Annotated in this window: 17 protein-coding genes; 13 read left to right on the forward strand and 4 right to left on the reverse strand. The window is 42.0% G+C overall.

All coding sequences use genetic code 11. From position 1 onward, the window contains the following. Nucleotides 1-45 precede the first annotated feature (45 nt). Nucleotides 46-1,974 carry a gamma-glutamyltransferase gene (gene ggt, locus AK823_RS06720; protein WP_068330197.1) on the reverse strand — a complete coding sequence of 643 codons (1,929 nt, stop codon included), beginning with the start codon at nt 1,972-1,974 and terminating at the stop codon, nt 46-48. Between the two features lie 426 nt (nt 1,975-2,400). Next, the gene (locus AK823_RS06725; RefSeq protein WP_068327577.1) at nt 2,401-2,925 is read right to left on the reverse strand and encodes a Spy/CpxP family protein refolding chaperone; all 525 of its coding nucleotides are present in this window, start codon (nt 2,923-2,925) and stop codon (nt 2,401-2,403) included. A gap of 272 nt (nt 2,926-3,197) precedes the next feature. Here AK823_RS06725 and AK823_RS06730 point away from each other — a divergent pair, with 272 nt between their 5' ends. Next, a complete protein-coding gene (locus tag AK823_RS06730) occupies nt 3,198-3,884 on the forward strand; it encodes a response regulator transcription factor (protein WP_068327579.1) in 687 nt (228 codons plus the stop codon). Between the two features lie 14 nt (nt 3,885-3,898). Beyond that, entirely contained in the window at nt 3,899-5,572 is a 1,674-nt protein-coding gene (locus AK823_RS06735; RefSeq protein ID WP_068327581.1) for an ATP-binding protein, read from the forward strand. A gap of 101 nt (nt 5,573-5,673) precedes the next feature. Here AK823_RS06735 and AK823_RS06740 read toward each other — a convergent pair whose 3' ends face one another. Next, entirely contained in the window at nt 5,674-6,330 is a 657-nt protein-coding gene (locus tag AK823_RS06740; protein WP_068327584.1) for a hypothetical protein, read from the reverse strand. A gap of 343 nt (nt 6,331-6,673) precedes the next feature. Between AK823_RS06740 and AK823_RS06745 the strand changes: the two genes are divergently transcribed. The 11 genes from AK823_RS06745 (at nt 6,674) to ppc (ending at nt 24,119) form a co-directional block, all read left to right on the forward strand. Continuing rightward, on the forward strand, nt 6,674-7,825 hold the full coding sequence (locus AK823_RS06745; protein WP_068327588.1) for an acyl-CoA dehydrogenase family protein: 1,152 nt from the start codon (nt 6,674-6,676) through the stop codon (nt 7,823-7,825). Nucleotides 7,826-7,908: 83 nt separating this feature from the next. Then, a complete protein-coding gene (locus AK823_RS06750) occupies nt 7,909-9,114 on the forward strand; it encodes an acetyl-CoA C-acetyltransferase (protein WP_203226604.1) in 1,206 nt (401 codons plus the stop codon). A 56-nt stretch (nt 9,115-9,170) separates the two neighbouring features. After that, nucleotides 9,171-11,357 carry a 3-hydroxyacyl-CoA dehydrogenase NAD-binding domain-containing protein gene (locus tag AK823_RS06755; RefSeq protein ID WP_068327602.1) on the forward strand — a complete coding sequence of 729 codons (2,187 nt, stop codon included), beginning with the start codon at nt 9,171-9,173 and terminating at the stop codon, nt 11,355-11,357. A gap of 22 nt (nt 11,358-11,379) precedes the next feature. After that, nucleotides 11,380-12,459: a CaiB/BaiF CoA-transferase family protein gene (locus tag AK823_RS06760; RefSeq protein ID WP_068330199.1), complete on the forward strand. Its 1,080-nt coding sequence runs from the start codon at nt 11,380-11,382 to the stop codon at nt 12,457-12,459. Nucleotides 12,460-12,916: 457 nt separating this feature from the next. Next, entirely contained in the window at nt 12,917-13,942 is a 1,026-nt protein-coding gene (locus AK823_RS06765; protein ID WP_068327609.1) for a histone deacetylase family protein, read from the forward strand. An 87-nt stretch (nt 13,943-14,029) separates the two neighbouring features. Beyond that, nucleotides 14,030-15,457: a sodium:solute symporter family protein gene (locus tag AK823_RS06770; RefSeq protein ID WP_068327612.1), complete on the forward strand. Its 1,428-nt coding sequence runs from the start codon at nt 14,030-14,032 to the stop codon at nt 15,455-15,457. A 175-nt stretch (nt 15,458-15,632) separates the two neighbouring features. Beyond that, nucleotides 15,633-16,907, forward strand: a complete 1,275-nt coding sequence (locus tag AK823_RS06775; RefSeq protein ID WP_068327615.1) for a divalent metal cation transporter — start codon at nt 15,633-15,635, stop codon at nt 16,905-16,907. 64 nt (nt 16,908-16,971) lie between these two features. After that, on the forward strand, nt 16,972-18,624 hold the full coding sequence (locus AK823_RS06780) for a thiamine pyrophosphate-dependent enzyme (RefSeq protein ID WP_203226582.1): 1,653 nt from the start codon (nt 16,972-16,974) through the stop codon (nt 18,622-18,624). Between the two features lie 181 nt (nt 18,625-18,805). Beyond that, on the forward strand, nt 18,806-19,729 hold the full coding sequence (locus AK823_RS06785) for a LysR family transcriptional regulator (RefSeq protein WP_068327621.1): 924 nt from the start codon (nt 18,806-18,808) through the stop codon (nt 19,727-19,729). A gap of 161 nt (nt 19,730-19,890) precedes the next feature. Next, nucleotides 19,891-20,958, forward strand: a complete 1,068-nt coding sequence (locus AK823_RS06790) for a maleylacetate reductase (RefSeq protein ID WP_068327623.1) — start codon at nt 19,891-19,893, stop codon at nt 20,956-20,958. 380 nt (nt 20,959-21,338) lie between these two features. Further along, a complete protein-coding gene (ppc, locus tag AK823_RS06795) occupies nt 21,339-24,119 on the forward strand; it encodes a phosphoenolpyruvate carboxylase (protein ID WP_068327627.1) in 2,781 nt (926 codons plus the stop codon). A 182-nt stretch (nt 24,120-24,301) separates the two neighbouring features. On the opposite strand, the gene AK823_RS06800 is transcribed toward ppc, so the two are convergent. After that, nucleotides 24,302-25,147, reverse strand: a complete 846-nt coding sequence (locus AK823_RS06800) for an IclR family transcriptional regulator (RefSeq protein ID WP_068327630.1) — start codon at nt 25,145-25,147, stop codon at nt 24,302-24,304. Nucleotides 25,148-25,252: the final 105 nt, after the last annotated feature.

The following is a 25,252-nucleotide window of genomic DNA, read 5'->3' on the forward strand; positions in this document are numbered from 1 at the left end:
TCCTTAGCGAAATGAATGAATTTTAATACCTAATCTAATACTCAATCAATATCCAACCACTGCCGCATCGACGATACGCGGATCAGAAGAACCGTAAACACCCTTAGGAGTCAACATAATTGATTGTGTTGAGCCCATTGCTGCTTGCGGGCTAACCGTATGGCCCATGGATTCTAGTTTTTTAATCGTATCGACATTGAGCGCCTTTTCAATACGAATCTCATCAGGTAACCATTGGTCATGAATACGCGGAGCATGAGTGGCCTCAGCGATATTCATATCATGGTCGATGACATTTGAGATGATTTGGGTAACGGTAGTAATAATACGACTACCACCCGGGCTACCAGTGACGATAAAAGGTTTATTGTCTTTAAATACCAAGGTAGGACTCATAGAAGATAATGGACGCTTATTGGCTTCAACGGCATTTGCCTCACCGCCTAATAGCCCATAACCATTAGGCACGCCAGGCTTGGCAGAAAAATCATCCATCTCATTATTAAGCAAAATGCCTGTACCTTCAGCGACAAGGCCAGTGCCGTAAGAGAAATTAAGCGTATAAGTATTGGCTATTGCATTGCCGTCTTTATCAACAATGGAGAAATGCGTGGTTTGATCGCTCTCGTAGGGGAGTGGATTATTGGCTTTAATTGTGGCTGCTGGCGTGGCTTTGTTTGGATTAATCAATGTACGCAGCTTATCTGCATACGCTTGAGAGGTTAAGCCGCTGGTCGGCACATCGATAAAGTCCGAATCCCCCAAGTACTCAGCACGATCTGCATAGGCCAATTGCATGGCCTCAGCCATCAAATGGATAGTTTGCGCGCTATTTTGTCCGTAGTCTTTAAGCGGATAGCCTTCTAAGATGTTTAAAATCTGTACGATATGAATACCACCAGAAGAAGGCGGCGGCATAGAGACAATCTCATAACCACGGTAGTCCCCTTTGACTGGCTCGCGAGCAATCGCTTCATAATTGGCCAAATCCTGCAAGCTCATGCTACCACCAGCGTCATTAACGGCTTTGACTAATTTAGTCGCGGTTTCACCTTTATAAAAGCCATCAGCACCTTGTGCAGCAATTAATTTCAGCGAGCGAGCCAGCTCGGGCTGTTTTAGGCGTTCACCAGGTTGATAAGCGCTACCGTCAGGTTTAAAAAATATCTTTTTGGTGCTTGGCCATTTTTGCAGGCGATCGGTTAATGCGGTGAGCGACTCAGACAAGCCAGCGGTAACTTCTATACCATCTTCTGCTAATGCTATTGCGGGCGCCATCACTTGCCCGCGACTCATCGTGCCATGATCTTCTAACGCTTTTAACAGTCCTGCCACTGTTCCCGGCACCCCAACGGCTAAGCCGTGATAACGGGATAAGTCACTGACCGCATTGCCTTCCTCATCGAGATACATATCACGAGATGCGCTACTCGGTGCTTTTTCACGGTAATCAAGAGCCACTGTTTTGCCTTGCTTGGCATCATAAATCATCATAAAACCACCGCCACCGATATTCCCAGCGCGAGGTAAGGTAACTGCTAAGGCAAAGCCAACAGCGACCCCAGCATCAACGGCATTACCACCTTCTTTTAGAATCTTTAAGCCAATATCGGAGGCGAGTGCTTCTTGGGTCGCGACCATACCATTCTTTGCCCATACAGGATGGTGAATAGCATCTTCAGAGTAGATGGCTTCATCGACTTTGGCATTGCTAGTCGTTGATGTAAGCGCATTGGTTTTCGCTCGTGTAATGCGCTTGGTTTCAGACAGTACGGTAGGATTATCAGCCATAATTGCTAGATTAATCGCACTGGTATTAATTGAGGTGTTATTTATCGAATTGGCATCAGTTGGGGAAACGGGTTCAAGTGCGTGAGCAGATACGGACAACAACAACGTACTGCTAATCAGCAACATAGCAGACTTTAGTGTTGTTTTTACTAATGTTTTATTTTGAGGGTTTTGAGCGCGCATAACATCGTTACAAGATTGAGAAGATAGTTTTGGCATCGCAAAGTCCTTTTTACGAGTGGGTAGGAAATCATACTGAAGTACTAAAGAGAACGATTATATAGTTAGATAGTAACGAATATAGCAGCGAGCGCAAAGCTGTTTATCAACTTTTATTTTTTGATATTACTAGGACGTGTCCTCAGTCTGAACGAGTTAACCTCTAATGGGCTAAAAATGGCTATATTTCCGTACCATTCTTACAGAAAGAATTTTTAAAGTTAATTAAAATATCAGATTGATTTGAACGTAAATGTGGAGAACTAAAAAGCGCACCGTTCATACGATGCGCTTTTTTATATTTTTATACCAAGTTTTATGAGACATTAAATATTAATACAAATCTCTCTATTGATGACAACTCAGATCTCTCTTACATGTACATATCTTTTACATGCCTTGGCTTTGCTGTTTGTCATGTCCTTTACGGTTTTGTGAATGCTGACGACCTTTTTCTTGTTTTTCTGACTTGAGTTGTTCCATCTTGGCACGCTGTTCAGCAGTTAAGACCTGTGAGATGGCATGTTGAGTTTGAACGCGTTCAATAAAACGCTGCTTTGCTTTAGCCGCTTGTTGATCAGCCAAACGATTGACAGCTGCATTATTTAAGGTGCTCGCATTGGTTAATGCTTGCATTTGTTGATGCATTTGCGCACGTTCTGCTTTATTTTTTGTACGTTCAGCTTCACGATCGCCGTGCTTTTCTTGCATGATGGCTTTGATTTGTGCCTGCTGTGTGGCGGTCAAATCTAGCTGCGACATTGGGCCTCTCATGCCGCCTTTTTTCATACCATCTTTATGCTGCATTTTGCTGGTCGTTGGTGCTGTATCAGTGGTTGCGTTGACACTTGTACAAGCTGTAACTGCAAATACGCTAGACATTGCTAGTACTGAGCCCATTAATAATTTTTTCATAAAAATATCCTGTATTTAATTCGGTTTGGTTAAATGAACATTAAATTTTTATCTTGCAAGCATGATGTTTAGAGCGTTATAGATAGGTACTGTCAGCCAATCTATAAGTACGCTGTATAAAAGCAATACTTGCTGTTGATATGCGCTATCTTACGACAGTTAAAGGTTGCGAACATTTATGAAGTATTAAGAAAGGTAACGTTTATAGCGTATTGATAAGCACATGCCTGATAATATGGGTGATAACGCTATTAAGGCTCAAGGAGATAGATGTGCCAAATATATTGCTAGGTGATGATGACGAAGAGTTGACCCAGTTATTACAAGAATACTTGCACAATCATGGTATTCAATGCGATTGCGTTCACGATGGTGAGGCAGTCATCCAGAAACTTAAAACCGCATCTAATGATACTTCTGCTTATGATTTGCTGGTGCTCGATATTATGATGCCAAAAATAGATGGGCTTAGTGTGCTACGTCAATTGCCGAATATTAGTGATATTCCAGTCATTATGTTGACGGCAAAAGGTGAAGAGATCGATCGTATTATTGGGCTTGAGCTTGGCGCTGATGATTACATTACTAAACCCTGCAATCCGCGTGAGTTACTGGCACGCATCAATGCCGTTATCAAGCGCACTAATGCGGCGGCATCAGAGCATACTCCGCTACCAGAGAGTCGTTTGCATCTGGATCAAAATCAGCGAATTTGTAAGATAGATGGTGTAGAGCTACAAGTGACGGGGACAGAATTTGATTTGTTAGTCGCGCTACTCAAACAAAAAGGCGAAGTGGTAAGTAAGGCTTGGCTATCAGAGCATGTGTTGCAGCGTGAACTGCAGCCGTTCGATCGTAGCCTTGATGTACATGTCTCGCGCCTACGCAAAAAACTCCAACCTTTCCACGATGAGCCTATCAAAGCTATCCGTGGTAAAGGCTATCAGCTGGTGCTGTAATGACGGACTCATCGATGAAACCTGCCAAGAAAGCTATTAACAATAAAACTCTTAATCAAGCGTCTAAATTCAAAGTGCGAATCACGCTGTTTTGGCGTCTGTTTCTGAGCCTGTTATTAACGATTCTGATCACCTCTATTTTATCTATCGTGGTGGAGCGCTGGCTGGTCGAAAAAGCGCTGAATGCTCGCATGGATGTACAAATTGATAGTTTATTAATTAAGCGTCAAGAGATGGTTGAAGCGTTACAAATGGGTGATTTAACTACCGTTAGGCAAATGTATCGTGAAGACCGATGGCTTATGAATCAAATTAGAGTCTATGACGAGCAAGGCGCTATTATATTTCCGCGTTATCGTGATAGAGATGAGCGTAGACAGGAACATAGGCAGGAACGGATGCCAAATGAAAGGCAGACAATGAGGCCTTCGTCAATGCCACCAATGCAGTCAATGCCTAAGCCTGATAATAAAATGTCTGATAATGAAATGCCTGGTAGCAACGACGATAGAATATTTGATAATGAGCCATCACTTTTAGATAATATCCTGTCACCGATGATACCGAATCGCGCGAATATAGCTAATCCCGATAGTCGTCCTGAGTTGGCTGACGTGACGATCGTCTTACCAGATGAGCAGGCAGTCATTGTACAATTGCGTCCGCATCTGCGTTTTGCCGACGTTGTAGCGCTGCAACGCGGTAATTTTCCGATACGTTTATTACTGATTATCCTCTTTAGCGTCTTAGTTTGTATTTGGCTGAGTCGTACACTGACCCAGCGTATTCGCCGTGTACAAAACACAGTGCACCGTATGATTGACGGCGATTATCAGGCTAATCCAAATCTATCCAAAATGGGAGATGATGAGCTTGGTTTACTCGCGAAAGACGTAGCCAAGCTATCAACACGACTGGCTGAGAGTGAGCTGGCACGCAAGCAGATGCTCAGTGATATCTCACATGAGCTGCGCTCGCCATTGGCACGGCTTGACGTTGCAACTGAGCTGACGCGAGACTTTGCGCCGAATGCCAATCGTTATCTTGATCGTATTGATAAAGAATCTGCGCGGATGAATGAGCTGATTGAGCAAATCATTCATATTCAATCTCTACAAATGCAGCAATATACTATCGATAATTTGGAGAATGAAGAGGTTGATATTTCCGAAATTATCAGTGAGATTGGGCAAGATGTCTGCTTTGAGTTTCAACAGAAAAACGTACACTGGCAATGGCAGCCGGATGATTCATTATTGACAGATTCTTCATTAGTCATGCCTTTATCAGCTACCTCTCCAGAAACTCCTTGGACAGTACTAGGTAACCAAGAACAGCTACACAGTGCACTTGAGAATATCATTCGTAATGCGTTTATGCATACTGCAGCTGATTCAATGGTTATTGCCGAGATTAAGGAAGTGGAGATAGATGGTAAAAGACCTGCTATTCAAGTCAGCATAATAGACGAGGGTGGCGGCGTTGCGAATGAAGATTTGGAGCGCATTTTTCAGCCATTTGTACGGCTCGATTCTGCCCGCCATCGTGAAACTGGTGGTTATGGATTAGGATTGGCGATCGTCCATGCAGTGGTGACAGCGCACAAGGGTCAGATAAGTGTCTATAATCGCCAAGATGGTATTCAAGGGTTGGTGGTGCAGATTGTGTTGCCTGCCTATTCCGCGTGATTTGCACAGCAGTTACCTGCACATCAATAGAAATTGTCTTATCAGCAGAACTTATGGCCATTTAATTGAATGGTCGTTTTAGATAAGCTATTTCAAAAAAGCTATTTAAGTGCAATCGTATAGCTCTGTGGCTTGTCTTGCAAATTGTAAGCTTCAATCGCTTGTAGTTTGAATTCGTTGCGATCGTAAAGGCTAGGATCCTCAGCAGCTCTCGATTCAAGAAGATCCATGATGGAATAATAATTTTCATCTGAGAAATCACCAAAAAGATTTTTGGCGATATAGTTTAAGTACTTTTTATTGTAGCCCTGTATTTCAAACTCCGTATAGTAGCTGTCTTTTTCACGATTGATGACGAGATTATCAGTTATCTCTAGCCGTGATGGACAGTTAAAACATCCTGGAACAAACTGCACATCTTTGATATCGACTTGACTGAGTAAATCCTGTGTTTTGGTTGTTTGACTATTATAATTCACATTGGACTTAGTCGTATATTTGCAGGCCTCATTATCTATTATTCTAATTCGGTTAATCTGATTCTTCTTATTTGTTTCTACATGAAGGCTGCAATCCGCAGATTGTTGATTGCTATAACTGCCTAAACTTTGCTTTTTTAATCCCAAGTTATATTTCTTATTTAGGGTGTTTATGCTTTTACCTAAGGAGCTTGGCGCAATAAAGCTTTGATAATCTGCTGCATGGACAGGTATAGAGATAGTAGCGATTAAGCTGGATATTAATAACGTTTTCTTCATAACTTATACCTAAATTTCGAGAGCATTAGCTGACTTAGTATAACCATCAATGATGCGTTTTAAGCCAACTCTGTAAGCTTAACGCAATTATAGTCAACTTATTATCTGAATGCTATAACCATAAAAAAGCCCCAATACGGGGTTTTTGCGTAATTATGGCGTTAGAGAACGGATTAAGGCAATGATTAAAAACACAATAACAGCACTTGCAATTAACGATACGGACTAGTAATTAGCAAAGTTAATGACCTAGTAGTTCATGAGCTTTGGTTTGGCAGTCATTGTATAAACAAGTATAGTGAATAATCAAACTACCTAGTAACCAAAGACCAAGGATGGATCAATGACTATTGCATGCTTTAAGCCAAAATGGATGGATGAAGAGATCGAAATGCTGCACGAGAGTGCGCTCAAAGTATTTAAAGATTGGGAGGCCCATGATGAGAAGTGGCGTGAAAACGGTATGCTCGATCGTGAGGCTTGGTTAGAAGCGGGCGAGATGGGTTTTTTGTGTGCTTCAATGCCAGAAGAATATGGCGGGGCAGGTGGTGATTTTCGCCATGAAGCGGCGCTGATTTATGCGCAATCTGAAGCCAATCAAGCGGGCTTCGGTGGCTTTTTGCATTCAGGCATCGTCGCCCCTTATATTTTGCATCATGGTACTGAAGAGCAAAAGCAAAAGTGGCTACCCAAAATGGCAACGGGTGAGTTAATCGGCGCGATTGCTATGACTGAGCCAGGCACAGGCTCAGATTTGCAAAACATCAAAACCTACGCAGTCAAAGAAGGTGATGATTATATTATCAATGGCTCAAAGACCTTTATCACTAACGGTCAACTGGGTAATTTAATCATTGTTGCCTGCAAAACTGACCGATCTCTTGGTGCTAAAGGCGTATCGCTTATAGTTGTCGAAACCGATAATGCTCCGGGGTTTGAGCGTGGCAAAAAGCTTAAAAAACTTGGTATGGCATCACAAGATACCTCAGAGCTGTTCTTCAATAACATGCGCGTGCCGCAAGCCAATTTATTGGGTACGGTTGAAGGGTTAGGTTTTGCGCAATTAATGCAAGAATTACCGCAAGAGCGTTTGATTGTAGCACTGGCAGCAATTGGGGCGATGAAATTAGCACTGGACTTGACCATTGACTATACCAAAGAGCGCACCGCTTTTGGCAAACCTGTTTGGAGCTTTCAAAATACTCGCTTTAAGCTAGCAGAATGCAACACGCATTATATTGCCTCAAGCGCCTTGTGTGATGCTGCTATTGAAGCGTTGATCGAAAATAAGCTCACGGTGCAGCATGCTGCCTTAATCAAATATTGGGTGACAGAAAAACAATGTATCGTGATGGATGAGTGCGTCCAGTTATTTGGTGGTTATGGCTATATGATGGAATATCCGATTGCACGTTTATACGCTGATGCGCGCGTACAGAAAATCTATGGCGGTACCAACGAGATTATGAAAGAGCTGGCGTCACGCTTTATGTAAGCGTCTCGTTTATAAATAATCAAAAATTTCACTAAGACCATTTCATTAAGACTATTTTATCAAGACTATAAGGATATAGCATGATTCAGACGGCTTACATTTACGACGCCATTCGTACCCCTCGCGGTAAAGGCAAAGCAGGCGGCAGCTTAAATCAAGCGACCCCCATTTGGCTGGTACGCACTTTACTTAATGCCATGCAACAGCGTAATGATTTAGACACTAGCTTGGTCGACGATGTCGTGCTCGGCTGTGTGACCCCAATCGGTGAACAGGGCGCAGATATTGCCCGCATTGCGGTGCTTGATGCGGGCTGGCATGAAACTGTCGCTGGCGTGACATTGTCGCGTTTTTGCGCCTCTGGCCTTGAATCAATTAACTTGGCAGCGAGTAAAATCATGTCAGGTATGGAGGATATGGTCGTTGCAGGCGGTGTGGAATCAATGAGCCGTGTAAAAATGGGCGCAGATGGTGGCGCTTGGTTTATGGATCCGCGGGTAAATTCTGTGACTGGCTTTGCCCCGCAAGGCGTTGGTGCCGATACCATTGCAACACTTGAAGGTTTTAGTCGTACAGATGTTGATGCCTTTGCTACCGAGTCGCATAACCGTGCTGCTAACGCATGGGCTGCTGGTTACTATGACAATGCGGTGATACCTGTGCATGATTTAAATGGTCGTTTGCTTTTAGATAAAGATGAGACCATTCGTCCTAATACTACCGTTGATACTTTAGCAGGGCTCAAGCCTTCGTTTGCATCGCTTGGTGCTATGGGCTTTGATAGCGTCTTGCTGGACAAATATACCAATATCGAGCGTATCAATCATGTGCATCATGCTGGTAATTCCTCTGGTATCGTTGATGGCTCTGCGCTTTGCCTTTTGGGGAGTGAGGCTGCGGGTAAAAAAGCAGGGTTGCGTCCGCGTGCGAAAGTCATTATGGCGTCGGTTATTGGCTCTGAGCCCTCTATTATGCTGACCGGTCCGACACCTGCTTGCCAAAAGGCGCTCAAAAAAGCCGGTATGACGGCAGCTGATATTGATTTATGGGAAATCAACGAAGCGTTCGCCGCGATACCGATGAAGACAGCGAAAGATTTGGGTGTCTCATTGGATAAAGTCAACGTCAATGGTGGCGCTATTGCGATGGGACATCCATTAGGAGCTACTGGAGCCATGCTGCTCACCACTGTGCTTGAGGAGTTAGAGCGTCGTGACCTAAAAACGGCCATGATTACGCTTTGTATCGGTGGCGGTATGGGCATCGCGACTATCATTGAGCGTGTATAAGCTATCTGTAAGACGATGGTTAAATAATAAGTTTGAATTTAAAAAAAGGAATAATAATGAGCATGGATTGCACCCAAACGATTAATGAGTTGGCAGATTTTTCTGCTGAGCGTGACGATGGCAATATCGTAATAGTCACTATTAACCAAACCGCGCGTAAGATGAATGTGATTGATGATACTTTTAATCACTCATTTGCGGTATTGGTCGATGCTTTCACAAACGATGAGACGGCTAAAGGGCTTATCTTAACGTCAGGTAAAGAGTCTTTTATCGTTGGCGCTGATATTGACCAGCTTGCGAGTATTCAAACCCACGAGCAAGCGTTTAAATTGGTTGAGTCGCTCAAGGCAAGCCTACGTAAACTTGAAAAATCTGGCAAACCTGTCGTTGCAGCGATGACAGGTTCGGCGCTTGGTGGCGGGCTAGAAGTTGCGTTGGGCTGTCATTATCGACTCGCCATCGATTCAGCTAGAACTAAAATTGGATTGCCCGAGGTGAAGTTAGGCTTGCTACCCGGTGGCGGTGGTACTCAGCGTCTCATGCGCCTACTCGGTATGCAAAAGTCGCTTGAGATGATGACCCAAGGTAAAATTGTCAGTGCTATCGCTGCTAAAGAGATTGGGTTTATTGATGCGATAGCTAGTGACAAAGACGATATGTTAAACAAAGCTAAAGCGTGGATTAAGGCCAATCCTGATGCACAGCAACCGTGGGACAAAAAAGGCTTTAGCATTCCTGGTGGCAATGCGAATCATCCAAAGAATGCGCAAATGCTATCTGTTGCGCCAGCTATGGCGTATCAGAAATCTCACGGCAATTATCCTGCTATTATCCATATCATGTCTTGCGTATTTGAAGGTAGCTTACTTGATATCGATGCTGCGCTTGAGGTCGAATCGAGCTACTTTGCTGCTTGTGTACTCTCGCCTGAATCCAACAATTTAATCACTTCTATGTGGACGCAATTAAACCAGATTAAAAAAGGACAATCGCGTCCTAACGGCTTTGATCGACAAAAAGTAAATAAGGTTGCGGTACTTGGCGCAGGCATGATGGGTGCTGGGATTGCATATGTTGCCGCCAAAGCGGGCATCAATGTGGTGCTATTAGACACCAGTATTGAAAATGCCAATAGAGGTAAACAATATTCAGAAAAGCTACTTGATAAAGCCATTAATCGCGGACGCTCAAACGATACCAAAAAAGAAGCGTTATTAAGTAAAATTCAAACCACCACTTCCTATGATGATATTGCAAGTTGTGATTTGGTCATCGAAGCGGTATTTGAAAATCGCGATATCAAAGCCAAGTGTACCGAACAAGCAGAAGCCGTCATTGCTGAAACGGTCGTTTATGCTTCTAATACGTCGACCATTCCTATTACGAGCTTAGCCACTGCAAGTAAACGTCCTTCTCAATTCATCGGGCTGCACTTTTTCTCACCAGTCGATAAGATGCCTTTGGTTGAGATTATCATGGGCGCGCAGACTGATGATGAAACCTTAGCAAAAGCCTTTGATTTCGTTTTACAAATTGGCAAAACGCCTATCGTCGTCAACGACAGTCGCGGCTTTTATACCTCGCGCGTATTTGGTACGTATGTCTCAGAAGGTATTGCGATGTTAGGTGAGGGCGTGCATCCACGTCGAATTGAAGTGGCAGGTCTCAAAGCTGGTATGCCAATGCCGCCGCTCGCGCTGCAAGATGAAGTGTCGCTTGATTTATCTATGCATATCATGGAGCAATCCAAAAAAGATACGCTCAGCGAGGGCAAAGAATGGGTCAGTCATCCATCTGCTGCAGTGCTTAATGTGATTGCAAAAGACCACGAACGCTTAGGTAAAAAGGTCGACAAAGGCTTTTATGATTATTCGCAAAATGATGAAGGTAAAGGCGATAAGAGATTATGGCCAAAACTTACTGAACTGTTTCCACCCATTGATGAGCAGCCAGACATGCAAGAGCTGATAGATCGACTGCTCTATATCCAAGCCAACGAATCGGCTCGTTGTTACGAAGAAAATGTCTTGCGGGCTGTTGCTGAAGGTAATGTAGGGTCAATCTTTGGTTGGGGTTTCGCCCCACATCAAGGGGGTACGCTCCAGTTTATCAATGCGACAGGTGTAGAAAAGTTTGTTAAGCGTAGTCATGAGCTGGCAGCTAAGTTTGGCACGCGTTTTGAGCCTGCACAGATTCTGATTGAGATGGCAAAAAAAGGCGAGGTATTTTCAGATGACTGATGATTCAAGACCGAACAGTTCGATATCAAATATTGCGAAAGACATGATGGCTGACTGTCTAAACGGGCTCAAGGTTGTCGATCTCACGCGTAATCTCCCTGGTCCATTCGCGACGCGCTTACTCGCCGATCTTGGTGCAGAAATTATCAAGATTGAACCAGAGAATGGCGACCCAGGACGTGCGTTTGGTGAGTTGTTTAAGGCTTTAAACCATGGCAAATATTGTGAAAAGGTGGGTTTTCGTAGTGAAGCAGGCATCGAAGCAATAAAAGCACACATCAAAGATGCGGACGTGATGCTTGATAGCTTTCGCCCTGAGGTCCTTGTTGGAATGGGTTTAGATGCCGCTACTTTACATGCTATCAATCCAAAACTGGTGATGGTTTCTATCACAGGCTATGGTATTCCAGAGGCGCTTGATGCATCAGCTAAAGCTTGGGCAGCAAAGGCTGGTCATGATATCAACTTTATGGCAATGAGCGGCACCCTTGATCAACTCAAAACAGCCTCAGGTGACCAAGCCATGCCCAATATGCAATTTGCAGATTTGGCTGGCGGTAGTGATACCGCAGTGATTGCCTTACTGGCAGCGGTATTTGCTGCTAAGAATACAGGGCGAGGTCGACACATTGCCGTGAGTATGACGCACAGCTTGTATCATCATCTGGTCATGCCAAAAGCAACGGCTGATATGATGGAAAACATAAATGGACAACGCCCAGAGCCACATCAGGACTTTTTAGGTGGCATGTTGCCATGCTATCGCTTGTATAAAACGCAAGACGGTCGCCATATGGCAGTCGGTTCATTAGAGTTTAAGTTCTGGCGATTATTATGCGAGACCTTAGACTTATCTGAATACGTTGATGCTCATTGGCAGCGTGGATCAATGCCTAATACAGTTGAAAGTAAAAAAGCTGAGCAGGCAATGACAGAGAAATTTGCCAGTCAATCAATTGCGCATTGGCAAAAAGTATTCGCAGAGGTTGATGCTTGCGTAACCCCTGTACTTAATCTAGCAGAAGCTCAAAGCCATCCTCTGTTTGCGCATCAAGATAAGCATCAAGCAATAGCAGCATGGCAGGTTATTGCTAGTGTATAGACTCAATTAAACGTCATTTACATCCTGTAGCAAAGAGTTAACCATAAAAAGGCCCCGATAAGGGGCTTTTTCGCATCTTTAATAAACTTTTATGTCATCTCTTTAATTTCTAGTAAGCACAATTAGCTCTTGATAGTCCAAATATAAATAGTGTTATTTAAACTTTCAGAATATCTCTGTTTTTTTCCGTATAGTCTTATATTTATAACAATATATCTATGGGTATTAGCTGTACTTATACATAGTATTATTTTATATCGTTTGACTGCAATTATGTAGCGCCATATATTGAATGACTGCCGGAGATGACTGGTCTAAGAATAGATAGTTGATATTTTTTCAACTGTCTATTTATTTATCATTAGTATTTTTAATATAAAAACACCTATTAGCTGGTATTAATGGGCCGATAACTATTATTTATATAGAAATTATTTATAACAAGGGACTGTTTAGAATGAAAATATATAGCCATGAAAACCAAATGCTCCATCATCCAAAAACATATTTTTCTCGTGGACAAATGCGTGAACCACAAGAAAAGCCTGAGCGTTTAACGGAGTTACTAAAAGCGCCAGAAGCGATGGGATTAGAAGTTATCACTGCCAAAGATATAGGTATTGATCCAATATTGGCTGTACATGCCTTTGATTACGTCGAGTTTTTGAAGCATGGACATGATGAATGGATGGCGGTAGATGAGGAGATGGGAGAGGAGGTTCAAACGACCGTTTATATCCCAAATAATCCTGGTCTTGGAATCTTAGCTAAAGCAGCTAAATATCAAGCTGATGGCAGCGCACCTATTGGTAAGCATTCATGGACATCAATCTACTGGTCTGCCCAAACGGCGCTTAATGCTGCAGATTCATTATTGGACGATGCGACAAGTCAAAACGCTATCCAAGTCTGTATCACTAGACCTGCAGGTCATCATGCGCGCAAAAGTGCCGCTGGTGGCTTTTGCTATCTAAACAATGCGGCAATTATCGCTGAGCACCTCCGTCAAAAATACCAAAAAATAGCCATCATAGATACTGACATGCATCATGGTCAGGGTATTCAAGAAATATTTTATAACCGTAAAGATGTGCTCTATACCTCAGTACACGGCAGTCCTATTAATTTCTATCCAGTAGTTGCAGGTCATGAGCATGAAAGAGGTGAAGGAGAGGGATATGGGTATAACATTAATTTTCCCATGCCTCATGGTACGGATGAAGATGGGTTTTTTGATCAAGTCGATAAATCAATAGCATCTTTAAAATTGTTCAATCCTGACGTGATCGTCCATGTCTTAGGATTCGATGTTTATAAAGATGACCCTCAAGCTAAATGTGAAGTCAGTACGCAGGGTTTTAAAACTTTGGCGCAAAAGCTCAAAGCATTAAGCAAACCAGTCATTGTCTTAGTAGAAGGCGGTTACTGTATAGAAAAGCTTAATGAGAACCTACAGGCATTTTTATCTGGATTCACTGAATAAGAAAGTAGCGATTAATAAGTAAATAAGAAACCTCTGTTGAAAGGACTTCAACAAGCAAGATGTATGAAAATACAGGGAGAGTTAACTATGTATGATTCGCAGGAACGTTTAATTTTAGGCTTTTTAATTGTTATATATTTCTTTTTCTTATTTGGTGTATCACTTTATATCAATAAAAAGAGCATTAAAACCTACGATGATTTTAACGTTGCAGGAAGGTCGGTATCCCTATTCCCACTTATACTAACCTTCGTAGGTACTGCGGTTGGTGGTGCTACTCTTTTAGGATTTATGGAAAATGGTTTTTTATTTGGAATGGGTCAGCAGTGGTTAAATTTTTCGATTTTCCTTGCCGGTGTGGTAATGCTTGGGTTCTTCTTAAAGAGAATTCGTGCGCTTGGTGAAAAGTATGAAATGGTCACTATTGCGGATTTTACGGTCTTAAGATTTGGCGAAGGTGCTAGAATTCCTACGGTAGCCAGTACCATGGTTGCTTATAGCGCAATAACAGGATTACAGTTCGTAGCTATTGCTACTATCATCAATTTAACTATGGGTCTTGATATAACCACGGGTATTTTAATCAGTTGGGTGATGCTGACATTGAAGACCTATTTTGGTGGTATGAAATCAGTCATTTGGCAAGATGCATTTCATGGCACGATACAGACAATCGGCATCTTTATTCTATTTGTCATCGTTATTATAGCTTCTGGTGGTTTAGAGGCAGTGCAACTTAATGTAGCAGCGTCTGATCAACCTGATTTTTTGAATATCATGGGTATTCCACCTTCTGAGGTGTTCGTTTATCTGTTGACTATTGGTGCTTACCAAATGGTTAGACAGGATTTATGGCAAAGGTTCTGGGCTGCTGGAAGCGCTAAAACAGCTAGAACTGGGTATTGGATTGCTATTATCTTAGGTGCTGTAACCGCTTTTATGATTATTGCCATTGGCGTTATGGCTCGCTTTGGACTCAATTTGGGAGAAATTGATTCAAACTTGACTTACTACGCAGTAATTAGTGATGTATTTAGTTTCCCAATGGTTGTAGTAATGATTATTGCCCTGCTCGCAACGGTTATTTCAACAGCAGATTCGTTCTTTATGGCAGGCGCTTCTTCAATTGCAAACGATATTATTAGACCAAGGCTAAAAGAGACACCTGATCTTGATAAGCGGTTATTAAAATACAGTCGTGTATCTGTCATAGCAGTTTCTGTCCTCTCACTTCTACTTGCCCTTTATATCCCTCAATTGGTTAGTTTATTTGTGACAGGTGCTGCTATGTTAGTGTCAAGCTTATTAGCACCAGTTGTTGCTGGTTTATTCTGGAAAAAAGCCACTCGATTGGGCGGTACAACCGCAATGTGGGTCGGTTTAATTGTAGCTGTCATTTGGCAAGTGCTTGGTCATCCATTTGGTTTACATCCTGTATTTGTAGGTCTGCCAGTTTCGATGCTACTAGTTGTTTTTGTGTCATTAGCAACAAGCGATTCAAGTAGTGAGATTTAGATCTTTTAATTGAGTGGAGTTGGCTAAGTTTTGTTCAATTAAAAACAACAAGGATGTTTGGTATGAGGATTTCGATTCTAAAAGTGCTCGTGCTCGCTTATGGCGACATTTATTCCAAAGTAATGAGTGCGACTAATAGTCAGATTAAATTTTCTATTATTAATGTGAGGTTTCTATGTCTAAACAATTAACTTCTATTCTAAATAATAGCGATGTGCAGAAAAATTTTAGCTGGCGTACGCTTGGTCCTGGTATTTTATTGGCATCGGCAGCTATTGGCGGCTCGCATTTAATATCCTCTACTCAAGCTGGAGCAACTTATGGTTGGCAGCTTGCAGGTCTCATAATCATAACTAACCTATTAAAATATCCATTTTTTCGCTTTGGTACCGATTATGTCTATGGTACCGGTGAGTCTTTAATTGCTGGTTACTATAAAAAATCAAAAGTTTACTTGGGTGTTTATCTATTTTTATCTATGTTTGCATCAGTAGTAGGCACGGGTGCTGTTGCCTTGCTTTGTGCTGCTATTTTAGGATTTATGTTGCCTGACAGCCTTGGGCTATCGACTATTACGCTATCTGTCATTGTCATGGGCATCTCTTGGGTATTTCTGGTCGCAGGACATTACAAGCTGCTAGATAGCGTCAATAAGTGGATTATCATTGCGCTAACGTTTGGATCTTTAATAGCCGTTATTGTCGCTGCTGGAAAACCTACCGTGATGACAGCAGATTTTGTAGCAACGTCACCTTGGGATTTAGCGACTTTAGGATTTCTTGTTGCACTGATGGGTTGGATGCCTGCGCCAATGGAGTTTTCTGCTATTAACTCGATGTGGATATCGGCAAAAATTAAAGCCGAAAATACGACGCATCGCCAAGGGCTTATTGATTTCAACGTAGGTTATAGCGTCTCTACTATTCTAGCACTGGTATTTTTGGCATTGGGTGTATTTGTTCAATACGGCTCTGGTCAAGAGATTCAAACGGCAGGTAGTGATTACATTGGTCAATTAATCAATATGTACACAGCTACTATCGGTGAATGGTCAAGATTCCTCGTCGCTTTCGTGGCATTCATGTGTATGTTCGGTACTACACTCACCAGCGCAGATGGAACAGCGCGCGCAAATTCTGAATGTTTACGACTTTTTAAAGGTAATAAAGAGATTACCAATAAACAGATATTTTTTTGGACAACCTACGCTATTGTTGGAGGATTGATCATCATCATCTTCTTTACTGGTCAACTGGGCTCAATGCTTAAATTTGCAATGATAGCTGCCTTTATTGCAGCACCCATTGTCGGCGGATTGAACTATGTATTGATTAAAGATCATAAAAAATTATCCACGCTAATGAACGTATGGGCAATCTTGGGATTAATATTCTTAACAGGAATTGCTTTGCTATTTATCGCTAATTTATTAGGACTTTTTACTATTTGATATTTGAGCAAATAAATAGTGTTCTTACCTGATTCTCAAAGAAAATAATATTAAGGAGATTAAAATGAGTAACATCATTCATGGTGGTCAAGCAATCGTAGATAGCCTGCAATTGCACGGAGTCAGTCGAACGTATGTTGTTCCAGGTGAGAGTTACCTTTCAGTATTAGATGGATTATATGATGCTGATATCCAGACGGTCGTCTGTCGTCACGAAGCTGCCTGTACCTATATGGCAGATGCTCATGGCAAGTTTACCGGTCAGCCAGGTATTGCTATGGTGACACGTGGGCCGGGTGCGGCGCAAGCCTATACCGGTATTCATACTGCATGGCAGGATGGCGTTCCTCTTATATTATTCGTTGGTCTCATCCCTGTAGCTGATAGGGGTCGGGAGTCTTTCCAAGAATTTGACCCTAATCAGTGGTTCTCCAGTCAATGCAAGCGTGTCTTTATATTAGACGAAGTATCAAGGGCGTCTGAAATTGTGGCTAAGGCTTTTCATGCAGCATTAGAAGGACGGCCTGGTCCTGTTGTCGTGGGATTACCTGAAGATATTATCCAGCAGGAGTTCCATGGTCAGATGCATCCGGTGATACCGGTAGCTGAGGGCTGTATCGCTGCTGACAAGCTTGATATTATTAGAGATGCTTTGTCAAAGGCTTCGCAGCCATTGATTTTTGCTGGAGGTCAGAATTGGTCTTCTGATGCATCCAAGCAACTAACCAAGTTTGCAGAAGATAATCATCTGCCTGTTATTCATGATTGGCGCGCCTCAGACCGAGTTGCTTTTGACTCTCCAGCACATGCAGGCTACCTAGGTTATGGACGTTCCGATGACTGTGCAGCATTAATTGAAAATGCTGATATATTGCTCACGATAGGTACAGTGTTGGGCGATGTTGCAAGTGATGGGTATCGTCTACGACAGTCTTTTGATAAGCCTAATTATATTGTCAATCTAGATACCAGTTTACGCGGTCATAGTGGGTCAGTTACTGAACATATTGTCGCTAGTCCCATTAGCTTCGTTGAAGCTATTAGTAAGTTGGAGATAGGAGGATCAGATTCTCGTAAAGACTGGTTTAATTATTGCCATGAGCAGCAAAGAAAAGATTGTGCATTTCCAGAGGTAAAAGCTGAGCAAGATGATACTTCTCAGTCTTATGCCAATATGACAGAAGTTATCCGAGAGCTTACTAAGCTCTTACCGAAGGATGCTGTGTATAGTTTTGGGGCAGGCAATCATTGTTTATGGGCTCAGCGTTATTTACCCACTCATACCTTTCCAAGTCAGCTTAGTACTAGAAACGGTGCGATGGGTTATAGCTTGCCAGCAGGTATTGTCGCGGCGTTAGAGTCACCAGATCGTCTGTCAGTCGTAGTAACTGGAGATGGTGAATTCATGATGAATGAAGCAGAGTTATCAACCTCCATACGCTATAACGCACCTGTTTTAATTATCCTCATGGACAATCAGCAGTTTGGCACTATTCGCCAGCATCAAGAAGCACATTACCCTGATAGAGTATCGGGTACGCAGCTACAAAACCCTGACTTTGCTGCATTAGCAAATGCCTTTGGTGCACATGGTATACGAATTGATAATAATAGAAATATTAAGTCCAGTGTAGATGAAGCAATGCGAGTAGTCCTAAAGGATAAAAAAACAGTGTTACTGCATGTGCTTACTGATCCTGAGGAGCTTATGCCCTAAGTTTAATGTAGGGTGTTTCTAGTAAAAAAACGGGAGTTTTTTAGAACATACTGGGATTATCCTCACTATCTATTAGCTTATATTGTATTATGATTTAGACGTCATAATTAAAAGCTGGCTATCTAGATATAGATAGCCAGCTTTTAAATCATTCGATTACTCATATAGGCTTCAAAAGGTCATGATGCAGAAAAAATTAGCAGATAGTCTAAATTGGGCGCTACTTCACGTGTTGATTATCATATATGAAGAGGGAAGTATTAGTGCTGCTGCTGATCGATTAAACATTACCCAGTCAGCTGTTAGTCAAAATCTCAAAAAACTTGAAGAACAGCTTGAAAGCCAGCTTGTTATTCGCAATACAAAGCCTCTAGAGTTGACACCTATTGGTCGTTACTGCCTCCAAATTGCTCAGACGATGTTTACAGAGATTACCTCTATTGAGGCAATGAGAGGCAGTAACTCCCATCTTTTAGAAGGTGTGGTCAAACTATTGGTAGTCAGTCGCATACACAATCCAAAATATAATCAGTTTTTAGTGTATTTCAAAAAAAAGTATCCCAATATTACGTTAGATTTAACTGTCAAATCTAGTATGGATATATTGAATAACTTAAACCAGAAAACTCCTGCTATTGGTATTTGTTTGGCTAGACGTATTCCTGAGAACCTCAATAAAGAACTACTATTCAATCAACGCTATTATTTATACTGTGGCTACCATCATCCTTTTTTTTTAGAAAAAGAATTGAGCTTTGATAGTTTATTAAAAGAAGATTTTATTGCTTTTAATAGTGAAGATATCGGTGATGTTCTCTCACCAATCACTGTGTTTAAAGAGAGTCATGATCTAACAGGACGTATTAGTGCCTATACTAATAATCTAGATGAGGCAGTGCGTCTGATTTATACAGGATATGGTATTGGCGCTTTGCCTGATCAATTTATTGCGGCTACTCATCTGGAGTCTAAACTTAGACGTTTGCCACCTAAGGAAGGTATTGCCGATGTTCCTGTATATATTTTCTGGCATGAACATCGTCCTTTATCCCTTCTTGAAGCAAAATTTATTGAAGAAATCGTAGCGTTTGATATCTCTCTTTAGACGTAGCTTTAAGCTAATTGCTATTCTTAAATACATCAATCATGTTTAAAAAAATGGTCGAGGTTTTGATAAGACGTTGAAAGTAAGAAGATTTATACTTCATACTAATGATATTCCAGCGTATTTTCAGTGAGAGTTGTTTTCTAAATCAGGATGATATTATGAAAGATTTTCATTACCAAGCTTTACCGCTCGACGTTCATTTTGGGAACGGTAAATCAGCTGAAGCCAAAGATATTTTGATACAGCATGGTTATCATAAAGTTTTGGTAATTACGACACCTGGTCAAAAAGAAGCGGGTCAGAAGTTATCGCAGCAATTACAAGAGATTTCAGTAGGCGTGTATCCGCACGCTGTGATGCATGTTCTGGTAGAAGTCGCGGACAAGGCGGTAGCATTCGTCCAATCAAACGATATTGATTGTTGTCTGGCTTTGGGCGGTGGCTCTACGATTGGGCTTGCCAAAGCCATTGCTCTAAAGACGCATTTGCCGATAGTCGCCATACCAACTACCTATGCAGGTAGCGAGATGACGACTATTTATGGCATCACTGAAAACAATCTAAAGACCACTGGTAAGGACATTCACATCCTACCCAAAGTAGTGATTTATGATCCAGAGCTAAATCTAACCTTGCCTGCGCAAATCTCAGCTTGTTCAGGTATGAACGCCATGGCACATGCGGTAGAAGCGCTATATGCTGACGATAAAAACCCAATCGTCAGTCTCATGGCGATTGAATCTATCAAAGCATTAAAGTCTGCTTTGCCTGTAATTGTAAAGGACTTGACGAATATTTCAGCACGTCAGAGGGCAACCTATGGCGCTTGGTTGGCAGGGGTTTGTCTAGGTTCGGTTGGTATGGCCATTCATCATAAGATTTGCCATACCTTGGGTGGCACATACAATCTTCCACATGCTGAAGCCCATGCTATTACGCTTGCGTATTCGGTGCATTACAACCGTAATGCTGATATTGAAGCCATGGATCGATTGGCAGAGGCTTTAAGTGTTAGTAGCCGTGAAGAGGTCGGTTTAGAAATCTATCGTTTAAATCAATCTTTAGGGATTCCGTTGGCATTAAAAGACATTGGCTTACCCGAAGAGGGGCCAGCTGAAGTAGCGCAAATTATTTGTGATAGTCCTTACTATAATCCTCGTGATTATGACTATGAGGAATTAAAAGATTTGTTAAATAAAGCGTATCAAGGACTGTCTCCTGCTTAGGAGTTGCGTAAGAGTTGTCATTTAAAAGCGCTGTTCTAATGCTGTCAATATCCATGCAAAAGCATTGAATGATTTCTCAAAATTATATTGACTTAACTGGCTGTTGCATTTTATGGAGATAGTCCGTTAGGTTAGTCCTGCTAGCCTAGAGCCTTTTGTATATCATTAAGGTTCGATAGTTTTGCTATGATTAATGTGGTAAATTGCTTGAGCTGCTAAAATAATGAAAGTAGTTGATTTATGACAGTAAATAACAATAGGTTAAGAAATTAAAATTGTGATTTTTAACGACGATAAACTGTTATGACAGAAAACTGCAGAAAGATTACCCTCAAAGCAGTGTGACTATTTTGCCAATTAATTCTATGAGAAGGTTAAGGATGATGATAGATAACAACGTATTACGTGAGCGCATGAGCTTATTGGGCTCATTCTTAGGGGCTGCGATTTCTCGCCAATCTGGTGAACAGACGGTACATACCATTGAAACACTGCGTAAAGGTTTTATCCAACAACGCCGCGAGCCTAATGAAGCACAAAAGCAGGAGCTTATTGACTTCATTGCCTCTTTAGATAATCAAACCTTAAAAAACGTCATACGTGGCTTTTCTATCTATTTTTTCTTAGCAAATCTAAGTGAAGAAAATTACTTACGTGAGCAACGTCATACCCTGCGTGTCCAGTCTGAACAAAGCTGGGAAGGGTCGTTTCGTCGTACCCTGCTTGAGTGTCGTGAACGCAATATTGAACCTGCTCAGATGCAAGAGCTGATTGATCAACTCAAATTTATTCCTGTATTTACCGCACACCCTACTGAAGCTCGCCGCCGTACGACGATGAATATCTTGCAAAGTCTATTTACTCATAGCGATGCTTTAAATAATCTTAATGAAGACAGTTTCGCCTACGAGCAAGCGAAAGAACAAACGGCGCAAACGATTGATTTGTTATGGTCATCTGATGAAGTACGTACACGTAAGCCTTTGGTTTATGACGAGATAAATAATGGACTGCATTATTTTAACGCCAGTTTATTTAATGCCATTCCAAAGGTTTATCGTAATATTAAAAGAGCCATTATCGATATCTATCCAGAGCTAGCAGACTACCCATTACCAGCATTTATGAGCTTTGGCTCTTGGATCGGTGGTGACAGAGATGGCAATCCATTCGTGACTTTTGAGACCACAGAGCTTGCCGTACTAATGCATGCTGATACCGTGTTGCGTCACTATCAAGTACTACTCAAAAAACTGCGCCGCCAGCTCATTCATAGCGATACCACTGTAACAGTCTCAGCTGAGGTCTATACCAAAATCAAAAGTTACGATGAGCTCGACAGACGAGTCTTTGATTATAATCTCGATGATTATGGCAATGAGCCTTATCGTAGATTGCTTTCTTTAATCCTTACTAAAGTCAACGCTACTAATCGCCTTATTCAAAGTAAAGGTAGTGATAGTGACGCTAAAAAAGATGCCTACGCCGACCCAGAAGAGCTGTTAGAAGACCTGCGTATCATTCGTCAGAGTGTGAATGGCCATGATACTGCTCATGCAGAAGGATTATTGCTCGATATGATTCGTCTGGTAAAAACCTGTGGCTTTCATTTAGCCGCGCTCGATATCCGTCAAGAGTCTTCTTATCATAGTGAAGTGATTGCCGATATTTTTGCCAGTGCCTCTAATTTGCCAGACTATCAAACCCTGAGTGAAAGCGAGCGCCAAGAGTGGCTAACCCGCTTGCTTGCAAAGCCTGGTACACCGCTCATCTATACCGATAACTTGACTGATAAAACACGTGAACAATTGGCATTGATGAACTCAGTGGCGACATTACGTAAGCTGGTAGGGCAAGAGACTTTTGGCAGTTATGTTATTTCAATGACTAATAACGCTAGTCAATTATTAGAAGTACTACTATTAATGCGGTTTGCAGGCTTGTGCAGGGTTGATGATGCAGGTCAACTGTCTGCTGACTTACCAGTTGCGCCGTTGTTTGAGACGATCGAAGACCTTAAAAATATTGACAAGATATTACCTGCCGTGTTGGATAATCCACTCTATCGAGGACTGCTCCAACACTCAGATAACACCCAAGAAATCATGCTAGGCTATTCAGATTCATCAAAAGATGGCGGCATCATTACCTCTGCATGGCAGCTTTATAGTGCGCAGCAAACCATCAACCGTATCGCTGAGGAATACGGTATCAAAACGCGCTTGTTCCATGGGCGTGGTGGGTCAGTGAGTCGTGGTGGCGGATCAACACATAACGCGATCGCAGCGCAACCAGCAGGTACACTACATGGTCAGATTAAAGTAACTGAACAAGGCGAAGTACTCTATGCCAAATACGCCAATACCGATACCGCTGTATTCGAGCTGACCATGGGTATTACGGGTACCCTGAAAGCCTGCTCTACCAGATTCGTTGTGCAGCCCGCTGAGCTGCCAGATTATGAAGCGCTCTTTGCACGTTTGGCAGATGCAGGTGAGCAGCGTTATCGTGAACTGACTGATAATACTGAAGGGTTCTATCAGTTCTACTCACAGGTGACCCCTGTGCAAGAAATCTCTTTATTAAATATTGGCTCACGTCCAGCGCATCGCAAAAAAGGCTTGCCAAGCAAAACGACTTTACGGGCCATTCCTTGGGTATTTGGTTGGTCATTGGCGCGTTTTACCTTACCTGCTTGGTATGGCGTTGGCAGTGCTCTACACAGCGTCAAAGAAGACGAAGAATTAATGAGGGAGATGAATAAGCATTGGCCATTTTTTAGCGTATTTATCAGCAATATCGAGATGGCTTTTACCAAGTCTGAGATGAATATCGCTCATGCCTATAGTCAGTTATGTGAAGATGAGGCTTTGCGTGAACAGATTATGAAAGCGGTCATCGATGAGCACGATTTGACCTATTCAGGTCTAAATTCTTTGCTTAATCAAACGTCTTTGTTATCTAATCAGCAAAACCTTGCCGCCTCACTACAGTGGCGAAACGCTTATTTAGATCCGATTAACTATATACAAATCGAGCTGTTAAAACGTGCCAGACAAAAAGACGTTACAGGCGTCGTCGATCATGATGAGCTTGACGTTGAAGATCCATTAATCCGTAGTATCAATGCCTTGGCCGCAGGTCTACGCAACACGGGTTAATGGCTAGAGCAGCATATTCGTTGATTAAACATAGTAAAGCGATACAGGAATAATCAAAAAACCCTTCAAGCTATAATATATTAAGGCTTGAAGGGCTTTTTTATGTTTTAAAATTTTGTTCAATAAATTCGTAAGCGGTTTTTCTGAATTTTTAAGATTGTTTGAGCTAATTAGAAAACGCTTTAGCTTATATAAATGTTGCCCTCGATATTATTCTTCATATGCAGCAACCGAGGAGCGATGTCTTCTTCTAATTTAGTACGGCTAAGAACAAAACTTGGCGCGCCACAATTAAAAGTCAGTAAGCCCTCAGTAGGGTGCATCATTGCAGTGGCGACGGCATTGACGTCTTTTTGCCATTCGCTAATCGAAAAACAATATCCATAATCCTCATAATCTTTAAAGGCTTTATCCAGTCCTCGCCTAATCTTTAACCAATCATCTTTGTACTTACTACGAATGGCATCAAGGATGAATTCTTGCTCAGCAGGTGGCATACTGGCTAAGCAAGCTCGTCCCATGGAACTTAAATGAATGGGTAGGTATGAGCCTACATTGCGTCGCATGGTAGTCGTTCCAGACCCTTGCACTACATTTAGATACACCATCATCAGACGATCACGGGTTGCCATAGCAACTGCACTATTAGCATAATCCGCTAACTCCTCCATGTACGGTGTGACTAAATTGTTGATAGAGATATTCGCCATCATAGTATAACCAAACCCTAACACACCTGCAGAAAGCTGATATTTACTACTGTTGGTCGATTGCTTTAAATATCCTAATTTGACTAAGGTATAAGTAAGACGCGTAATCGTCCCTTTAGGGAGCCCCGTCAATTGACTTAGGTCTTGATTGCCGAGATAAGGACGTTGCGGGGTAAAACAACGCAGCAGCTCTAATCCTCGGGCCAAAGCCGTGACAAACTGCCTGTCGTTTTTATCTCTCATGTCACTAATCGGCTCTAATAGCTCAATATGTGTTGATTCATTAGAGTTTTCGTCAGCAAGGGTATTAGTAGTCATACAAGGTTTATTAGTCTCGATTAAGTTAATGTGAACATTATAAAGAATACACTACTTAGGGTGTTTTATAAAAAAACAAAGAAAAGGTTGTACGCTAATAGTAGT

This window comes from Psychrobacter sp. P2G3 (genome assembly GCF_001593285.1).
Lineage (GTDB): Bacteria > Pseudomonadota > Gammaproteobacteria > Pseudomonadales > Moraxellaceae > Psychrobacter.

Bases quoted from the DNA above. Each gene is read 5' to 3' on its own strand.
- ggt (WP_068330197.1), bottom strand. From the start codon at position 1,974: ATGCGCGCTCAAAACCCTCAAAATAAAACATTAGTAAAAACAACACTA.
- AK823_RS06735 (WP_068327581.1), top strand. From the start codon at position 3,899: ATGAAACCTGCCAAGAAAGCTATTAACAATAAAACTCTTAATCAAGCG.
- AK823_RS06775 (WP_068327615.1), top strand. From the start codon at position 15,633: ATGTCTAAACAATTAACTTCTATTCTAAATAATAGCGATGTGCAGAAA.
- AK823_RS06725 (WP_068327577.1), bottom strand. From the start codon at position 2,925: ATGAAAAAATTATTAATGGGCTCAGTACTAGCAATGTCTAGCGTATTT.
- AK823_RS06740 (WP_068327584.1), bottom strand. From the start codon at position 6,330: ATGAAGAAAACGTTATTAATATCCAGCTTAATCGCTACTATCTCTATA.
- AK823_RS06770 (WP_068327612.1), top strand. From the start codon at position 14,030: ATGTATGATTCGCAGGAACGTTTAATTTTAGGCTTTTTAATTGTTATA.
- AK823_RS06780 (WP_203226582.1), top strand. From the start codon at position 16,972: ATGAGTAACATCATTCATGGTGGTCAAGCAATCGTAGATAGCCTGCAA.
- AK823_RS06765 (WP_068327609.1), top strand. From the start codon at position 12,917: ATGAAAATATATAGCCATGAAAACCAAATGCTCCATCATCCAAAAACA.
- AK823_RS06800 (WP_068327630.1), bottom strand. From the start codon at position 25,147: ATGACTACTAATACCCTTGCTGACGAAAACTCTAATGAATCAACACAT.
- AK823_RS06745 (WP_068327588.1), top strand. From the start codon at position 6,674: ATGACTATTGCATGCTTTAAGCCAAAATGGATGGATGAAGAGATCGAA.
- ppc (WP_068327627.1), top strand. From the start codon at position 21,339: ATGATGATAGATAACAACGTATTACGTGAGCGCATGAGCTTATTGGGC.
- AK823_RS06785 (WP_068327621.1), top strand. From the start codon at position 18,806: ATGATGCAGAAAAAATTAGCAGATAGTCTAAATTGGGCGCTACTTCAC.
- AK823_RS06755 (WP_068327602.1), top strand. From the start codon at position 9,171: ATGAGCATGGATTGCACCCAAACGATTAATGAGTTGGCAGATTTTTCT.
- AK823_RS06790 (WP_068327623.1), top strand. From the start codon at position 19,891: ATGAAAGATTTTCATTACCAAGCTTTACCGCTCGACGTTCATTTTGGG.